Annotated in this window: 18 protein-coding genes; 8 read left to right on the top strand and 10 right to left on the bottom strand. The window is 45.8% G+C overall.

Features of this window, described 5'->3' with window-relative positions:
• Positions 1-2: 2 nt before the first annotated feature.
• Both NFI80_RS17575 and NFI80_RS17580 read left to right on the top strand, forming a co-directional pair.
• Entirely contained in the window at positions 3-1,292 is a 1,290-nt protein-coding gene (locus tag NFI80_RS17575) for an MFS transporter (RefSeq protein ID WP_235165541.1), read from the top strand.
• 80 nt (positions 1,293-1,372) lie between these two features.
• Positions 1,373-1,807: a DoxX family protein gene (locus tag NFI80_RS17580; protein WP_233794780.1), complete on the top strand. Its 435-nt coding sequence runs from the start codon at positions 1,373-1,375 to the stop codon at positions 1,805-1,807.
• Between the two features lie 3 nt (positions 1,808-1,810).
• Here NFI80_RS17580 and NFI80_RS17585 read toward each other — a convergent pair whose 3' ends face one another.
• From NFI80_RS17585 to NFI80_RS17605, 5 genes are all read right to left on the bottom strand, one after another.
• Positions 1,811-2,686, bottom strand: coding sequence for an AraC family transcriptional regulator (locus NFI80_RS17585; protein ID WP_026629464.1), 876 nt, complete (start codon positions 2,684-2,686; stop codon positions 1,811-1,813).
• A 137-nt stretch (positions 2,687-2,823) separates the two neighbouring features.
• Positions 2,824-3,174: an RNA polymerase sigma factor gene (locus NFI80_RS17590; protein WP_235161189.1), complete on the bottom strand. Its 351-nt coding sequence runs from the start codon at positions 3,172-3,174 to the stop codon at positions 2,824-2,826.
• A gap of 31 nt (positions 3,175-3,205) precedes the next feature.
• Positions 3,206-4,177 carry a dihydrodipicolinate synthase family protein gene (locus NFI80_RS17595; RefSeq protein ID WP_235165542.1) on the bottom strand — a complete coding sequence of 324 codons (972 nt, stop codon included), beginning with the start codon at positions 4,175-4,177 and terminating at the stop codon, positions 3,206-3,208.
• 24 nt (positions 4,178-4,201) lie between these two features.
• A complete protein-coding gene (locus NFI80_RS17600; RefSeq protein ID WP_235165545.1) occupies positions 4,202-5,785 on the bottom strand; it encodes a sodium:solute symporter family protein in 1,584 nt (527 codons plus the stop codon).
• A gap of 127 nt (positions 5,786-5,912) precedes the next feature.
• Positions 5,913-6,596, bottom strand: coding sequence for a TVP38/TMEM64 family protein (locus NFI80_RS17605; RefSeq protein WP_235161186.1), 684 nt, complete (start codon positions 6,594-6,596; stop codon positions 5,913-5,915).
• A 38-nt stretch (positions 6,597-6,634) separates the two neighbouring features.
• On the opposite strand from NFI80_RS17605, the gene NFI80_RS17610 reads away from it, so the two are divergent.
• Positions 6,635-7,885, top strand: coding sequence for a cystathionine gamma-synthase (locus NFI80_RS17610; protein ID WP_255703590.1), 1,251 nt, complete (start codon positions 6,635-6,637; stop codon positions 7,883-7,885).
• 83 nt (positions 7,886-7,968) lie between these two features.
• A complete protein-coding gene (locus NFI80_RS17615) occupies positions 7,969-8,322 on the top strand; it encodes a DUF3127 domain-containing protein (RefSeq protein ID WP_233794774.1) in 354 nt (117 codons plus the stop codon).
• A gap of 81 nt (positions 8,323-8,403) precedes the next feature.
• Here the strand turns inward: NFI80_RS17615 and NFI80_RS17620 are convergent, their stop codons facing one another.
• Positions 8,404-9,057, bottom strand: coding sequence for an AlbA family DNA-binding domain-containing protein (locus NFI80_RS17620; RefSeq protein WP_233794773.1), 654 nt, complete (start codon positions 9,055-9,057; stop codon positions 8,404-8,406).
• A gap of 150 nt (positions 9,058-9,207) precedes the next feature.
• A complete protein-coding gene (locus NFI80_RS17625; protein ID WP_013927448.1) occupies positions 9,208-9,429 on the bottom strand; it encodes a DUF2795 domain-containing protein in 222 nt (73 codons plus the stop codon).
• A gap of 277 nt (positions 9,430-9,706) precedes the next feature.
• Between NFI80_RS17625 and NFI80_RS17630 the strand changes: the two genes are divergently transcribed.
• The 4 genes from NFI80_RS17630 (at position 9,707) to NFI80_RS17645 (ending at position 14,007) form a co-directional block, all read left to right on the top strand.
• A complete protein-coding gene (locus tag NFI80_RS17630) occupies positions 9,707-10,435 on the top strand; it encodes a copper homeostasis protein CutC (protein ID WP_235165547.1) in 729 nt (242 codons plus the stop codon).
• Between the two features lie 42 nt (positions 10,436-10,477).
• Positions 10,478-12,925 carry a penicillin acylase family protein gene (locus tag NFI80_RS17635; protein WP_235165548.1) on the top strand — a complete coding sequence of 816 codons (2,448 nt, stop codon included), beginning with the start codon at positions 10,478-10,480 and terminating at the stop codon, positions 12,923-12,925.
• 5 nt (positions 12,926-12,930) lie between these two features.
• Positions 12,931-13,290 (top strand): hypothetical protein, encoded by a 360-nt coding sequence (locus tag NFI80_RS17640; RefSeq protein ID WP_235165549.1) that lies wholly within the window; start codon positions 12,931-12,933, stop codon positions 13,288-13,290.
• 96 nt (positions 13,291-13,386) lie between these two features.
• Entirely contained in the window at positions 13,387-14,007 is a 621-nt protein-coding gene (locus tag NFI80_RS17645; RefSeq protein WP_233794769.1) for an OmpH/Skp family outer membrane protein, read from the top strand.
• A gap of 85 nt (positions 14,008-14,092) precedes the next feature.
• Here the strand turns inward: NFI80_RS17645 and NFI80_RS17650 are convergent, their stop codons facing one another.
• The 3 genes from NFI80_RS17650 to NFI80_RS17660 form a co-directional block, all read right to left on the bottom strand.
• On the bottom strand, positions 14,093-14,845 hold the full coding sequence (locus NFI80_RS17650; RefSeq protein WP_026629474.1) for a succinate dehydrogenase/fumarate reductase iron-sulfur subunit: 753 nt from the start codon (positions 14,843-14,845) through the stop codon (positions 14,093-14,095).
• 115 nt (positions 14,846-14,960) lie between these two features.
• Entirely contained in the window at positions 14,961-16,949 is a 1,989-nt protein-coding gene (locus tag NFI80_RS17655; protein WP_235161180.1) for a fumarate reductase/succinate dehydrogenase flavoprotein subunit, read from the bottom strand.
• 61 nt (positions 16,950-17,010) lie between these two features.
• Positions 17,011-17,682, bottom strand: coding sequence for a succinate dehydrogenase cytochrome b subunit (locus NFI80_RS17660; protein ID WP_026629476.1), 672 nt, complete (start codon positions 17,680-17,682; stop codon positions 17,011-17,013).
• Between the last annotated feature and the right edge of the window lie 225 nt (positions 17,683-17,907).

Genomic DNA, 17,907 nt, shown 5'->3' on the forward strand with positions numbered 1-17,907 from the left:
GCATGCAGCAAACTTTACCGAAGAATGATACAAACTGGCGCCTGAAAGCCATTATGGGCGGCTCCGCCGGAAACTTGGTTGAATGGTACGACTGGTACGCCTATTCCGCTTTTTCCCTCTATTTTGCCAACAGCTTTTTCCCCGATTCCAATCCTACTGTCCAGCTTCTCAACACCGCCGGAATCTTCGCCGTGGGCTTTCTAATGCGCCCGATCGGTGGTTATATTTTCGGTAAACTGGCTGATACAAAAGGGAGAAAAGAGGCTATGACATTGTCGGTTCTGCTGATGTCGTTTGGCTCATTGCTGATTGCATTTCTGCCGGGTTATAACAGCATTGGCATAGCAGCACCTATTCTATTGCTGGTTGCCAGGCTTTTGCAAGGGTTAAGCGTGGGAGGCGAATATGGGACTTCCGCCACGTATCTGAGCGAAGTCGCTACCAAAGAGCGGCGTGGATTCTATTCCAGCTTTCAATATGTGACATTAATAGGCGGTCAGTTGCTGGCATTGGGCTTACAGCTTATTCTTCAAAATGTGTTTCTGAATGATAAGCAGATGCACGAATGGGGCTGGCGCATTCCTTTTGTGGTTGGCGCTGCACTTTCGCTGGTCGCCCTTTACCTGCGGACGCATTTAAATGAAACTGAGGCATTCATTGCCAAAGAGGAAACAATCAAGAAAAAAGGCTCTCTGAAAGAGCTATTGAAGCATCCCAAGGCCATTCTGGTTGTGGTTGGATTAACATTAGGCGGCACACTTGCCTTTTATACATACACCACTTACATGCAGAAGTTTCTGGTTAACACCGTTGGCCTGACCAAATATCAATCGACGATCCTGACATTCTGCTCTTTGTTGATCTTTGCGCTTTTGCAGCCCGCTTTCGGAGCATTGAGCGATAAAATAGGCCGTCGTCCGCTGCTGATTTCATTTGGTGTGCTGGGGACGATCTTCACTTATCCGTTGCTAAGCACATTAAGCCACACGACGGATATGTGGTCGGCATTTGGCCTGCTTATGGCGGCGCTCATCATTGTGAGCGGCTATACTTCCATTAACGCAGTTGTAAAAGCAGAGCTTTTTCCCGTGGAAGTGCGGGCGCTGGGCGTAGGGCTCCCCTACTCGATTACGGTTGCAGTTTTCGGCGGGACGGCTGAATATTTGGCACTTTGGGCGAAGAACTTAGGTCATGAAAGTTACTATTACTGGTATGTTACGGGGTGCATATTTATCTCGCTCATCATTTATTTCAAAATGAAGGATACCAAACACACTTCGCTCATCGATTAGAGCCTTGGAAAAGATAAATTATCTCTTGACATAATCCATTCGAATGTATAACTTTCTGAAAACCAAAACTTTTAGAAGTTATGAACATGATGAACCGAATCGAGCATTGGGGCGATACGCATCATCCGGCATGGCTGGATATAGTTCGTATTGCTTTGGGAGTATTTCTGTTTGTGAAAGGCATCAGCTTTATCAGCGACACCACGCGCTTATCGAAGCTGGTAACAGGACTTGATCTTCATTTGTATACGGTTGCATCTGTGCATTACGTAGCGTTCGCACATATTTTTGGTGGATTTCTGATCGCACTTGGTTGCCTTACACGCATTTCTGCGATCATTCAAATTCCAATCTTGCTCGTCGCGGTATTTTTCGTCAACTTTCGCTCAGGATTTTCTTACCTGAACTCCGAACTCTGGCTTTCCATGATCACATTGATTCTGGTAGTCACTTTCGCCGTTGTCGGTTCCGGCAAGCTTTCGATGGATGAATGGATGAAAATGCACGACCGGTAGCCGTTAGATCAGCTCGGGTGCGGTTTTATACAAATATTTTCTTTTGTATTCCAATGGCGTCATATCCGTCACTTTCTTGAAATGCCGGTAAAAGTTGGAAACATTATTAAAGCCGCACTCAAAGCAAATCACTTCTGTCGCCAATTTATCCTCAATCAAAAACCGGCAAGCCTGGCTGATGCGGATTTCCACCAGAAAATCATTGTAAGTCTTCTTGGTCATTAATTTGAAATAACGGCAAAAGGAAGTTATCCCAAGGTTCGCAATGGACGCGACGTCCTGCAAGGAAATGTCGTTTCGGTAGTTTGAGAGCGTATAGGCATATATTTTGTTAAGCCGCAACGTTTCCGAATCATTGGATTTGTAAAAGGCGTGTGCCGATGCGATGGTTTCTAAATCTGTTGCTTCCGCCAGAATCTTTAATATAGAAAGCAATGCAATCAGCCTGTCCAGGTTTTGCGCATTAACGGCCGCTTTCATCAATGGAATAATCCCCTCCTTTGCTTTGCCTTTAATCAAAAGTCCGCGCCGCGCTTTTTCGTAAAGTTTGGGGATTTGATACGCTTCCGGCAATTGTAGCAATTCACTTCCCAGACAATTAGGCAAAAAGTGAACAATGATCACCTCCACAGCTGTATTGCTCGAACCCTCTTCAACACGCCAGGTGTGCGGCAGGTTTTCGCCCAGCAGAATGAGCTCTCCGTCTGAAAAATTGCTGATATTATCTCCGATGAACCGCACGCCGGTTCCCTTAATCAGGTAATGAAGCTCCAATTCAGGATGGTAATGCCATACTGTGCCGAAGCCGGAATCTTTGTCGTGGCGGATGCTGAAAGAAGTCCGGGACGCAATCGGAACTTTATGAAAGTGCGGTTTCATTTTTAAAAATCTTCTTGACAACATTATGTTGCCAACATTCAATCTAAAAAGAAATTTTTTGGAATATCTATCTACGTTTATCGTAAAAAGTTTAAAATAGTTATATCAAATCCGGCAATTATTTTAATTTACTATGGTTACTTCTTATGGCTGGTCGAAAATGCCTGATTGCTGCTGAAAGAATGGATCTTGTTCAAAAATCTTTCCTTGGCCGCCGGATTGTTGTAGCGGTTCATCTGGCAAAAGATTTCACTTTTTAAATTTAAAAAAAGATAAGCCTGAAAATTTTCCTCTGCTTTAATGTCAACACGCTGGTCCCAAATTCTTGCAAAAACGCTTTCCGTAATCGTTTCAGCCTCTTTTTGATCTTTTAAAATCACTGTGCAGAATTTCACCGCAGGAAAGTAAAAGTATGAGCAAAGTTGCGTGAAAGCAGCCTCATCCCCCTGTTTGATCTGATAAAGAATGTGTTGATTTGGGAAATCCATAGCTTTAAGAATTAAGGGTAGAAATGGTTTTTTATTTAACCAGGTTCTTTTTAAAAATGCTGGTAATGCCTAATGATGCCTGTAAATGCTCCACTTCTTCCAGCAATTCGTCCATTTGTGACTGTAATGCGGGCGTTAATGCATCCACTTCCCTTCTTGTGTAAGTGGAGATCGGGAAGCCGCGGCGTTTCAGGCTGTACTTGGCAATCGTAGGATAAGCGGAGTGGACAACGTCCATGGAATCTTCCAGAAACTGCTGCACTTCGGCAAGCGCATCCGCTGCCGCCGGATCATTGTAATGCTCACATATCCAGACGACAAGCTCCGGAAAAATATTACCTTGAATGCACGATAGCCCCGCAGCGCCCGCCCGGAGCGATGCCACTGCATTCACCATATAGGCATCGTAAAGACCAAACTTATGTCCATCCGCGACGGCTATCCGCCGCTTCACTTCATCCAGATCCAGACTAGTATCTTTATGGTAAATGATGCGGCCCGTCAACATGAGCGTTTCCAGTATTTCACTGTTAATCAATCGTTTGTAAGGAACGGGACATTCATACAGCCCAAGAGGAATACTATCTGTAAGCGATATCAGTTCAAGAATGCGGTTGGTAAAAACTTCATCTGACTCTGTTTCTTCGGCCATAAGCCCCGTAATGATGATTACAGCCTGCACACCGGTTGCATATATACGTTTTGTAAATGCCGCCTGCTCGGCTACACTTCCAGGAAATGTGCCCGTTGCAACCACCGGCACGCGGCCATCCACCTGATCTACAACAGTCTGAGTTACATCCAGGCGCTCCTGCTCCGACAATTCAAACATTTCACTTGACAAGCAATTGGCAAACAAGCCTGTTGCACCGGCTTCCAGATACAGGTCTGTTAATGCTCTTAATCCAACATAATCCACCGCTCCTGATTTAAGAAACGGGGTCAACATAACAGGGATGAATCCTTGGGGCAATGAGTCAGAGGAGGGTGTTGCGTAGTTCATGATATTGATGTCGAATGTATTGTGTTAGTGTTTGTCTGCAAAAACTTCTTCTTCCGGCTGCGTTTTGCCTTTCAGCCTCGTCAGCAACATACCGGTTAAAAATATCGTGAGCGTGCCCACGACCATGATCATATTCTGATGCAGCGGGTTACGCAGATATTCGTATTGGTCGGGAAGTTGCGTAGAAAATGTCATCCAGATAATAACCGCAATGCCTATTAATGTGGCAGTCAGCGCTTCCGTGTTTTTAGTTGATCTTGATACAATGCCGAGTAAGAATAACCCAAGCATTCCACCGGCGAAAATTCCCGAAAGCATCCACCACACATCCAGCACACTTTTCACCCCGATCATGGCAATTCCGGTGATCATTCCCAGCAGTCCGAAAACCGTCGTAGCAATGTATAGCAGCCGCAACGACTCTTTTTGTGTAAGATCCGATTTGATATATTTTTGATAAATATCCACAGAGAAAACGGTTGCCGATGCATTCATGCCAGAGCTGATCGTGCTCATTGCAGCAGACATAATGGCGGCAATAATGAGTCCTAGCAAGCCCACGGGCACTTTGTTAACCATAAAATGCGGCATTACCTTATCGCCATAATCGGCTGGGGTCAATGTGGAAGCCAATTGGGCAATGGCCTGGGAAGAGCCGTTCGGCAATCTTTCCGCTGCCACCTGCATGCGTACAATGTTGAGCAGCTCAGGATTGCTTTGGTAGTACGCGTAAAGACAAGATCCGAGTAAAAAGAATATCAGCGAAACGGGCAAATAAAGATAAACACAAAGCCAAACCGAACTGGCTGCCTCTTTAATCGACGAGGTCGTATGATAGCGTTGAACGTAATTCTGGTCCATGCCGAAATTGTTCAGGTTCATGAAAAACCCATATAGCAGCACCACCCAAAACGATGCTTGCGTAAAATCAGGCGCAAAACTCCCCAGACTAAATTTGTCATTGGCCTTACCGATTTCCACGATCTTTGGAAAACCTCCTTCCATTCCTGAAACCACCAGGTAAAGAATTACAAATGCGCCCACCGTTTTAATCACCCCTTGCACAACCTCCGTCCAGATCACCGCCTCCATTCCGCCCATTACCGTGTAAAGCACAATGCAAATGCCCACTACGATCATGATTGTAGACATGGGGTAACCCGTAAGCGCCTGAAGACTCAATGCAATGCCAAAAAAGATAGAACCCATTCTGGCCAGTTGAGTAAGCAAAAAACAGACTACGGCATAAGTTCTTGCCCAGGGACCAAAACGTTCTTCCAGATGCGTATAAGCCGAAACTGCTCCTGTATTTCTGTAAAAAGGAATGAAAAACTTAGTAGCAACCCAGGCCGCAAATGGCATGGATAAGCTGAAAACAAACGAATTCCAGTTGCTCCCATAAGCTTTTCCGGGAACGCCTAAAAATGTGTTGCTGCTTAAAAAAGTGGCGTAGATGGAGATGCCGATTGCCCAGCCTGGAATTTTGCCCGAAGCTTTCGTAAACTGGTCGGTGCTGTTGTTGTTGCGCGAAAAATAAATGCCGACACCAACCATCCCAACCAGGTAGGCAATAACGATGACGAGATCGACGAATGGTAAGGATTTCATTAAACTTTTCGGACAATTATAACTTTATGACAAAGAAACAGGATCGAACCACTGGATTTATATCGTTTTATGCCTATTTATTGTACGATATTACCAAAGGAGAGCCGCTTTGAAAAGCGTAATGTGATTATTCTGCTATCTTCTTGTCTTTGAAGAAATAACCGATGCCAATTGTCGAGACGACGATGAGGAGGATCAATATAATTTTTGTCGCTAAACCTTCATTAGGATGTTCCAGCAGATAACGAATGTCACGCGCTTCACGGCCCGCCCAAACTGCCAGGACCGTTCGCGGAATCATTCCCAGCGTCCCGCCAGCAATCACTTGTTTGAACCGCGCGCCTGCCATAGCGAAAAAAAGGTTGGTAATGGCGAAAGGCAGAACAGGAGAAAGTTTGGCGAAAAATATCAGCCTTAATTCATTTTGATAAAACCTGCGGAGCAGCGAGTTCACTTGCGGGTAAACCTGGATCAGATAACCGCGGATGGAAGATGCGTGCAGGAAATTAGCAGAAGCGTAAATGATGGCGATTGCGCCTAAATTCAAGCCGAAAAGCAAGGGTAATGCGGTCCATCCCAGGAAATATCCGTAAACCAATGCCAGAAACGTGGGCGGAGTAAGGGCGACGGAGGATGCCAATGTTAATATAAGCGTTGCGATAACCCACCATTCAAAAGGCCAGCTGCGCAGCTGACTCTCATGCCCAACGGCCCAGGCAGTTGCTATGGAGGTTGTAACAAGCGGAACAACCGTCAGCAAGATGCTTATGATGACAGGTAATGATAACTTTTTGGGGGAGGAAGTCTCCAATGCTTTTCTGTTTAACTTTTTAGTTCGTTCCGCGTATAATGATAACCACTTGTTTGGTTAAAAGGTTTTTCCTAATCTTGACTTTATGCCTTTGTTCTTCTTGCCACGGTCCGCCGCGCGGTGCATCCGTGGCAAACAAAATCACAAACATGAAATTCGCAACAAAAGCCATACATGCCGGCGTGGAGCCGGACCCGACCACCGGCGCTATTATGACGCCCATTTACCAGACGTCCACCTACGTGCAGGAGAGTCCGGGCAAGCATAAGGGCTACGAATATTCCCGCACCCATAATCCCACGCGAACCGCATTGCAAAATGCACTTGCCGCATTGGAAAATGGCAAACACGGCATTTGCTACGCATCCGGGCTCGCTGCCACCGACGCGGTGCTGAAATTATACAAGCCCGGCGATGAAATTATCGCCACCAACGACATTTACGGGGGCACTTACCGCATTATGAAACGCATTTTCGAGCCATTCGGAATGGTTTTCAAATTTGTGGATATGAGCAATGTTATAAATGTGAGGAACGCGATTTCGGAGAAAACCAAAATGATATGGATCGAAACGCCCACCAATCCGCTGCTCAAAATCGTGGACATTAGAGCCATAACCAACCTGTGCCGGGAAAAAGGGTTTCACAGCGTTGTCGACAATACGTTTGCCTCGCCCTATTTGCAGAATCCGCTCGATATGGACGCGGATATCGTGATGCATTCAGTAACAAAATATCTCGGCGGGCATTCAGACACGGTGATGGGCGCGTTGATTACCAATGATGACGGGCTGGCTAAGCAATTGGCATTCATTCAAAATGCCAGCGGGGCGGTTCCGGGTCCGCAGGATTGTTTTTTGGTTTTGAGGGGAATAAAAACACTGCATATCCGCATGCAGCGGCATTGTGAAAACGCATTGGAAGTGGCCCAATGGCTCGAAGCGCATTCAAAAGTTGGAAAGGTTTACTATCCCGGGCTGCCCTCGCACCCTTCCTATGACCTGGCCAGCAGGCAAATGCGCGGTTATGGCGGCATGTTGTCATTTGAATTAAAAGGCGATGTGTATGAAGAAGCCGTGCGCGTGATGGAAAACCTGGAAGTTTTTTCCTTGGGCGAATCATTGGGAGGCGTGGAATCGCTTTGCACGCATCCGGCTAGTATGACGCACGCCAGCATTCCCAAAGAAGAAAGGCTCAAAACAGGCTTAAAAGACACATTAATCCGCCTCAGTGTTGGAATTGAAGACGTGGAAGACCTGATAGCCGATCTGGAACGGGCCATCGGATAGGTTGCTGTTTGCTTTGCAATCAAAGTTCAAAAACCTTACTTTTGGCATCACATTTTTTTCAGGCACTAAAAAATATAATCATAATGGAATTAACAGGAACGGTCATCGCTTTGCTTCCCGAAGTAACAGGACAGGGAAAAAACGGAGCTTGGCGCAAGCAGGAATTCATTCTGGAGATCCCTTCTCAATATCCTAAAAAAGTATGCATCGCGCTGTGGGGAGATAAAATCGACCAGGCCAACTTGCAGATCAACGACCAGGTAACGGCGTCGATCGACGTGGAAAGCCGCGAATACAATTCTCGCTGGTATACCGAGGTTAAGGCATGGAAAGTGGACAAAGCAGGAAGCGGCAACTCAGGCTCGAACGCAGGCGGTCAGCCATTGCCACCCGTAACCACATTCAGCGAAGACGAATCGGACGATCTTCCTTTCTAAAATCAAGCATATAAAATCCCGGCTCCGCACATTGCTATTGACAGCAAATGATGCAGAGCCGGGATTTTTATTTTTTTGATGTTAATTGGATTGATAAGCCATTGACATCGTAAACTTATCGATCATTTCGTGCGGATGCACTTCCAGGATCCGCGCCAGCACCATCACGACCAAAGTGTTGGAAGCAATTTTTCTTGGAATTCCAGCGAAGGCAGCAAACAGATCCACCGTAACAGACTCCTTTTCGTCCAGAAGCTTCATCAGCTTTTCCTCCTTATCACCATACTGAAAACGGATATCCCGCTCGCCTCTTCCCCTGCGCATGATTTCTTTCATTTCCCGGCTAGCCTGGATTGATTTGTCTTCAACGCGGATATAAGCCTGCCTGTTTCCCGTGTTGTCCACCACATAATGCGGCTTATCGATACTTTTGGGAATGGTCAGCACGAGCACATCGCGGTCCGAACTTACCGGGATCCTTTCTTTTTTATAGCTGATTTTGGGATAAATAAATTTGTCGATGGCCTTCGTGAGTGTGTACTCATCTTCCTCCGCATCTTTCAGGCCTTTTATCGTTTTGTCGTCTCCCACCCCGACGAAGAGTTTCCCACCACCGGAGTTAGCAAATGCCACAACCTCACGGACGATCTTTTCCGGGTGATTGGACTTCAACTTGAATTCCAAATGTTCACCCTCACCTTTCTTAACCAACTCTTTCAATAATCGAAGCTCCATCGGTTGGAATGGATAGATATCTACACTATGATAACGCTAACAATTTACATTCCTTTTATCAGATTAAAAAAATAATGCGCAGCAGATTCTGTAAAAGTTTTCCGGCATTGGGACAAAAAAAACGGCACTGGTTAGTGCCGTCTTCTCTATCTAGTATTCATCTTCGTTGAAAAAGAAATCGTCTTTGGTGGGATAATCGGGCCAAATTTCTTCAATGCTTTCATAAGGCTGACCGTCATCTTCAAGCTCCTGTAGGTTTTCAACTACTTCTAACGGAGCGCCTGTTCTGATTGCAAAGTCAATTAGCTCGTCTTTGGTAGCTGGCCAGGGAGCATCTTCAAGATATGACGCGAGTTCGAGAGTCCAGTACATAATATTTTCGCCTATTAATAGTTACTTACTTTTCTGCAAAAGTAAAAAATTTGACATCTTTTAAAAGCTTAAAGCGAAAAAAAACAAAAATAATTGCTTCCCTCAAAATTTAATTTTCCCAATATTATTAATCCTCTATTTACCAACCAGTTACAATATTCAAGAAGCCAATAAAGTCGCAGCAGATATGCCTAAGCCTTTGTGTACAATTCCCAGCCATTGTCTTCAATCCTGAAAACCTTTTTGTAATTTTCCCAATCATTATAAAAGCAATATTATGACTATTGAAGTTTGCGCTTATTCTTTGGAATCTTGTATCAATGCACAGGCTGGCGGCGCAGGGAGGATTGAATTGTGCGGCGGACTGGGCGAAGGTGGGACAACGCCCAGCGCAGGCTTGATAGAACTCGTAAGACAACACATTGATATCGATATTTTTGTCATGATCAGGCCCCGTGGCGGTGATTTCGTTTACGATATTTTCGAGGAAGAAATCATGAGAAAGGATATTGATCTGGCTAAAAAATTAGGAGCAAATGGTGTAGTATTAGGCATTTTAACCAGGGACGGCCAGGTCGATGTCACTCGTACGAAATCGCTCGTAGAGCACGCGAAACCTATGAAAGTGACCTTCCACCGCGCATTTGACCTTACGCCGGACCCTGTTAAAGCATTAAAAGCAGTGATTGAAACAGGCGCTGAGCGCATTCTGACCTCCGGCCAGAAACCAACCGCAGTGGAAGGCATTGCGCTGCTGGAACAACTTGCAAAGGAAGCAGGGGATTCCATCGAAATCATGGCGGGAGCTGGTGTAAACCATGATAACGCTGCCCAGTTAGCGGCTGCTGGTGTACATGCATTACACCTGACCGCCAAGGCATTCCGTCCGGGTCGACAAAAATACTTCCCCGCAGACATTTCTATGGCAGGTGGGATTCCCGACGAACATTCGGTTATGTATGCCGATCTGGCTCTCGTTGAGGCTATTGTGCAAGTAGTTTCCTGATGCCGCGCGACTTTTAAAAGTGCGCCACCCAATTCTCCCTCTATGAAGTATTTGAAAGCTTTTGTTTCACTCGCTGCGACAATTTGCCTTGTTTATTTCCTGAACAAGCCCCTCGGCCCGGCTCCCGCATTAGGCCCGTTTTTGAGTCCGTTTACAGGGTTTGGGCAAAATGGCGACAAGGTCATTGATAAGGGAGGGGAAGAAATCCTGAAACTCAGCGGACTGAAAGAGGAAGTGACGATCCGGTACGACGACGCGGGTGTTGCCCATATTTTTGCCAAAAACAACTTTGACCTTTTCTACGCACAGGGCTTTGTAACGGCTAAGGACCGGCTCTGGCAAATGGACTTGCAAATACGCGCTGCCTCGGGGAGACTTTCGGAAGTGCTGGGCAAGGCAACATTGGAGATGGACCAGCAAAGCAGGCGGCTGGGCATGGGTTATGGTGCCGAAGCCAACATTCAGGTGGCTATGAAAGACCCGCAATCAAGGGAAGCGCTGCTAGGGTATACCGCTGGCGTGAATGCGTACATTGACCAGCTCGCGCCGAAAGATTATCCCATTGAGTTTAAGCTGCTGGGTTACAAGCCGGAAGCATGGAAGCCGATCAATACCATGTATATGCTGGAACAGATGACATTAACATTGGCCGGGCGGTCCAATGAGCTCAATATGAGCAATGTCTTGAAGAAGTATGGCGAGAAAGTGGTCAATGATCTGTTCCCGGATTATCCCATGTTCCAGGAAAGCCCTATTATTCCCTCAGGGACGAAGTGGGATTTTGAGCCGATTCCTATTCCTGGAAAGCCTAGTAATCATGCCAACAGCGACAGTCTGGCCCAATTCAAAAAAATTCCCGGTGCATTAACGCAACGGGAAGCGAAACCGGAGGGGATTGGCAGTAATAACTGGGCAGTGAGCGCCGAAAAATCGATCACCGGCTATCCTATCCTTGCCAATGATCCGCACCTGGAACTCACATTGCCGTCTATTTGGTATCAGGTTCAGCTGCATTCACCGTCGATGAATGTTTATGGCGTGTCGCTGCCAGGTATTCCGAGTGTGATTATCGGTTTCAACCAGCATGTGGCCTGGGGAGTTACCAATACGGATGCAGATGTTTTTGATTTATATAAAATAAAATTCAAAGACGAATCCAGGGCGCAATACTGGCATGATAACCAATGGAAACCGACCAGGAAACGCTTGGAGCAAATCCATGTGAAGGGACAGGCGCAGCCTTACGAAGAGGAAGTTATATACACCCATCACGGACCGGTTACAGAAACAGACAACAGCTCGGGAAAACATCCGGAATTAGCCATCAAATGGATTGGACACGAGGCCGGAAATAGCTTTCTTACATTTTATGAGCTGAATAAGGCCAAAAATTATGACGATTACCGCAAGGCACTGACCTATTATGTGGGCCCCGCGCAAAATTTTGTTTTTGCAGATAACAGCAAGAATATTGCGCTTACTGTAAATGGCAAGTTGCCTTTGAAATACAAGGATCAAGGGAAATTTGTCCTTGATGGCACGAATGCATCGGAAGACTGGCAGGGCTGGATCCCGGCAGCACAGAACCCGTATGTGAAAAATCCAAAAAGAGGTTTCGTCAGCAGTGCAAACCAATCCTCCACTGATCCCTCCTATCCTTATTTTATCAACTGGGTTTTCGCTCCCACGGAACGCGGCGTGCGTATTAATGAGCGACTAACGTCCATGACAAGCGCCAATGCCGATAGTTTGAGAATGTTACAAAACGATAATTTCAGTGTTTTGGCTAGAAACATTTTACCAAAACTGTTGGAAATATTAAAACCAAAAACATTAACCCCTTCTCAGAAAGCCGCAGCCATCACACTGGCTAACTGGAACTATCAAAACGCACCTGAATCGGTTGCTACCTCTATTTTCGAAGAATGGATGCCATTGCTGCACGCTAGCATATGGAATGATGAATTCGGTGAAAACCTGGAATATCCTACACGTGACCGAACATTATATATGATCATCCATGAGCCTGATAAAAAATGGTTCGACAACATTACAACCCCTGAACAGGAAACGCTGGCCGATCTGACGGTGACCAGCTTTAAAGCGGCACTCGACACCTTAACCAAGCACCACGGACCTATGAGCCAATCGTGGCAGTGGGCGAAGGTGAAAGGGACGGAAATCAGGCATTTGAGCAGAAGTCTTAAACCATTTAATGCACCGACGTTGAAAGTGGGTGGTGGCCGCAGCATTGTGAATGCCATTACGAAACGGAACGGACCTTCCTGGCGGATGGTGGTGGAGCTGGGGCCTGTGCCACGGGCTTATGGCATTTATCCGGGCGGACAATCGGGGAACCCGGGAAGTCCCTATTATTTGAATTTGTTAAAAAAATGGGAAAACGGGGAGCTTAATGAGCTCATCTATCTACTTGAACCAGCCCAGAAGCATCCGCGTATGACATCCAGTGTAAAGCTTCAAAAACCTTAATCCTCATGAATTTCCTGATCATATTAGTGGTGACCGCATTGCTGCAAATTTTCGCCCCGTGGTGGGTGGTAGCCATCGTGCCATTTTTGGTTTTCCTAATGAGGCAAACCAATGCCGCCAATGCATTCTGGACAGGATTTGCGGCTGTTGGGCTATTATGGATGGCTTATGGCTTTTATTTACACTTCATCTCCGACGGCGCCATGTCCGACCGGATTGCAGGCATATTTTCTTTGCCCAATGGCATATTGCTCCTGCTGGTTTCAGCATTAATAGGCGGGTTAACGGGCGGATTGGCCGGATTATCGGGGCAGCTGGTGCGCCGGATGTTCATTTCTGCGCCGCCTAAAAGCATATCTTTATAAAACGCCGCGTAATTGTTACACAGGCTCTGATATTCATTGTACTTAAACACAAATTATTATCTTTGCGGCTCGTTCAAAAAACAAAACTCAAAAAACGTGAACAACAATACTTCATTGATTTGGAACATCGTGCTTTCCCTGGCTGTGGCGGTGTTATTCTTTTTACATTTTTCAGGTAAGCCTTCCGGAGATGCAGGTGCAGCAGCAGATGGTGGTGTAGTAGCAGGTCGTAAAACCGTGTACGTTCAGGTTGATTCTTTGTTGAAAAACTACGAATTCTTTAAGGATACAAGAAAAGAACTGGAAAATAAGAACTTCCAGCTTGAAAACGAATTGAATACAAAAGGCCGTTCATTGCAGAATGAAGTTCAGTTTTTTCAGCAGAGAGCACAAACAATGACGCCTGAGCAAGCACGCTCAACAGAGGCGCAATTGATGAAAAAACAGCAGGACCTGGTTGCTTACCGTGACCAATCCGCACAAGCGCTTGGCCAGGAAGAGGCTAAGAAAAACGAGGAGCTTTACAAAAACATCCGTTCTTATATTGAGAAATACAACAAAGAGAATGGTTTCGAATACGTTTTGGGTTACTCGTTAGGCGGTGGGATTTTGTTTGCTAATCCATCATTGGACGTAACACAAAAGATCCTTGACGGCCTGAACAAAGAATACAAAGGAAGCAATGCTTCAAAAGCTGATTCTACTAAAAAGAAGTAAGCAACATAAAGTAGAAAACGAAAGCAGGCCGCTAAACTGAATTAGCGGCCTGCTTTTTTATGTGCTATACTAAACTTACCTGGCGTTAAACTGCCGAAGATGAAAGCTTAGCACCAATATATTCGCGGTTCATACGGGCAATGTTTTCCTGTCCGATCTCCTTAGGACACTCCGCAGAGCACGCGCCTGTGTTCGTACAGTTCCCGAATCCTTCTGCATCCATCTGCGCCACCATTTTCTCTGCGCGAATGCTTCTTTCTGCCTGTCCCTGCGGAAGCAATGCCAGCTGGGAAATTTTTGCAGACACAAAAAGCATGGCAGACGCATTCTTACAAGCTGCCACGCAAGCACCGCAAGCGATACAAGCTGCTGCTGCAAACGCTTCATCCGCAGCCACTTTTGGAATCGGAAGGCTGTTGGCATCCTGCGCATTACCTGTGTTTACCGAAACAAAGCCTCCCGCAGAAATCACTCTGTCGAACGCATCGCGGTCCACAACAAGGTCCTTAATGACAGGGAATGCCTGTGCTCTCCAAGGCTCAACTACGATCGTATCTCCGTCATTGAACGAGCGCATGTGCAACTGGCAAGTTGTTACGCCTTTCAATGGTCCGTGAGCCCTTCCGTTGATGTACATGGAACACATTCCACAAATTCCTTCACGGCAATCGTGGTCAAATGCTACCGGCTCCTTGCCTTCCTCAATCAGTTGCTCGTTGAGGACGTCAAACATTTCCAGAAAAGACATATCCGGGGATACATGGTCCAGACTGTAATTTTCAAAATCTCCTTTTGTATTGCTATTGCTTTGTCTCCAGACTTTAAGCTTAATATGCATGTTACCTGCACTCATTGTTGTAATAGTTAACGGTTAGTAATTAACCAATAATATTGAAACAAGCTGATAGCCGGCTGCAAACGACTCTGATCGAATGCCGACAGCCAAACGGCTTCTATTTATAACTCCTTTGGGCAATCTTAATATTCTCGTAAATCAACTCTTCTTTATGCAGCTCCCACTCCTCTTGCGCTTTATGCTCCCAGGCAGACACAAACATGAAGTTGTCATCATCACGCATCGCTTCTCCTTCTTCCGTCTGGTGCTCTTCGCGGAAGTGACCGCCGCAAGATTCTTCGCGCGTCAAGGCATCAATGCACATCAACTCACCCAGTTCAATAAAGTCAGCAACGCGGCCGGCCTTATCCAGTTCAGGATTGAATTCATTTTTGCCTCCCATTACTTTCACATCCTTCCAGAATTCTTTGCGAAGCTCCCGGATTTCAATGATCGCCTGCTTCAAACCCTGCTCATTACGCGCCATACCACATTTGTCCCACATAATCTTGCCAAGACGGCGGTGGAATAACTCAGGAGAAGTTTTTCCCTGGATCGACAACAATGTGTCAATCCGGTCTGTAACTTCTTTTTCAACCTTAATAAATTCCGGGTGGTCCGTTGGAATTTTACCAGTTCCAATTTCCTTCGCCAGATAAGCACCAATTGTATAAGGAATTACAAAATAACCATCTGCAAGTCCCTGCATCAGCGCCGAAGCACCCAAGCGGTTTGCACCGTGATCAGAGAAATTAGCTTCTCCCAATGCATACAAACCAGGCACTGTGGTCATCAGGTTATAATCCACCCAAAGTCCTCCCATTGTGTAATGCACCGCAGGATAGATACGCATAGGCACCTCATATGGATCTTCACCCGTAATTTGCTTGTACATATCGAAAAGGTTGCCGTATTTTTCTTTTACAACAGCCTTACCCCATGTCAGAATATCTTCCTTGGATGCATTTACAATGTTGTTTTTGTTCGCTTCCCCTCTTCCGTAACGCTCAACAGCAGCAGCAAAATCAAGGAAAACGGCCAGTTTGGATGTTCCTACACCATATCCGGCATCACATCTTTCTTTGGCAGCGCGGGAAGCGATATCACGCGGAACCAGGTTACCGAATGCAGGGTAACGACGTTCCAGGTAATAATCTCTTTCTTCTTCCGGAATTTCATTTCCGGGACGGGCATCTCCTTTTGCTTTTGGCACCCAGATCCTTCCGTCATTACGAAGGGATTCAGACATTAACGTAAGCTTGGACTGATGCTCTCCTGAAACCGGGATACAAGTCGGGTGAATTTGTGTAAAGCAAGGATTACCGAAATAAGCCCCTTTTTTATGCGCCTTCCACGCAGCAGTAACATTACTGCCCATGGCGTTGGTCGATAAGTAAAATACGTTTCCGTAACCTCCTGTGCAAAGCAACACCGCGTGGCCGCCGTGACGCTCAATTTCACCCGTAATGAGGTTTCTTGCGATGATACCACGGCATTTGCCATCGATATTCACCACATCCAGCATTTCGTGGCGGTTGTACATTTTCACGGTTCCCATGCCCACCTGGCGCTGTAAACCTGAATATGCACCCAATAACAACTGCTGCCCGGTTTGTCCGGCAGCATAAAACGTCCGCTGAACCTGTGTTCCACCGAAAGAACGGTTGGAAAGCAAACCACCGTATTCGCGTGCAAAAGGAACCCCTGCTGCAACGCATTGGTCAATAATATTTCCCGAAACCTCGGCCAGGCGATGCACATTCCCTTCTCTCGAACGGTAGTCACCTCCTTTAATCGTATCGTAAAAAAGACGGTAAACCGAGTCACCATCGTTTTGGTAATTCTTTGCAGCATTGATCCCGCCTTGTGCAGCAATGGAGTGCGCGCGACGTGGGGAATCCTGAAAACAGAATGCTTTTACCTTATAGCCCATTTCCGCAAGCGTAGCAGCGGCCGAAGCTCCCGCTAAACCTGTTCCTACTACAATAATTTCGAGATTACGCTTATTGGCAGGGTTTACGAGAGGAACCGAAGACTTGTATTTACTCCATTTCGTTTCAATCGGCCCCTGTGGTATTTTGGCATCCAGACTAGATGAAGTTGCCATATATTGAATGTTATTTAATCAAAAAGTTAATTGAAAACAGCTGCACTTGATTACAGCCTAATTAATAAACCCATCCCAGGTAAATGGAAATCGGCATCAAAGCAAACAGGATCGGGACTACAATAGAAAAAGCCGTTCCCAGAAAGTTGATCGCACCATTATACTTGATGTGGTTCAGTCCCAAAGTCTGAAATGCACTTTTAAAGCCGTGGAGCAAATGCCAGAACAGCGAAATGCAGCCCAGGACATAAATCAGTACAACAAGGGGATTCTGGAAGATATCCAGCATCATTTGGTAAAGATTCAGCTCCTCGCCTGTGGTGAACTGGTTGGTACGGTTAGGGATCCAGAAATGTGCAGTATGGATCACCAGAAATATCAACAGCAATGTGCCTAGCAAACCCATGCTTCTGGAATACCAGGTGCTGTTCGCAGATGGATTGTTTACAGCATACTTAACCGGACGGGCCGATGCATTGTTTTTCCAGAGAATCAGTCCATCCACAATGTGGATCAGGAACCCGGCAACCAGGCCGATCTCAAGCGTCCGTACGATGGGGTTTGTACCCATAAAATGCCCCCAATGCGTAAAGGTTTCCCCTCCGTCATTGTAAAAAATCATAGCATTTATTGTGGCATGAATCACCAGAAAGCTTATCAAAAATAATCCGGTAAGAGCCATCAGAAGTTTCTTACCAATAGAGCTCGTTAACGTTTGTGAAAACCACGACATATGAAAAACGAATCGTTTTAGTGCAAAAAAATTAGGTATATTTAGAACCTTTCAAAGGTATATCACAAACCTAAGCAAGGCAAAAAAACCTTTCCATTTTTGTATAGCAGCCGATTATTTATAATCATTATTAAGAATTACTTAGTATGCTAAAATCATACACATTTTTGACGATATTTTTCGTTCACCTTTCTATAACGGCGATCCATTAATTTACTCGTATGC

The organism is Dyadobacter chenhuakuii, assembly GCF_023821985.2.
Classification (GTDB): domain Bacteria; phylum Bacteroidota; class Bacteroidia; order Cytophagales; family Spirosomataceae; genus Dyadobacter; species Dyadobacter chenhuakuii.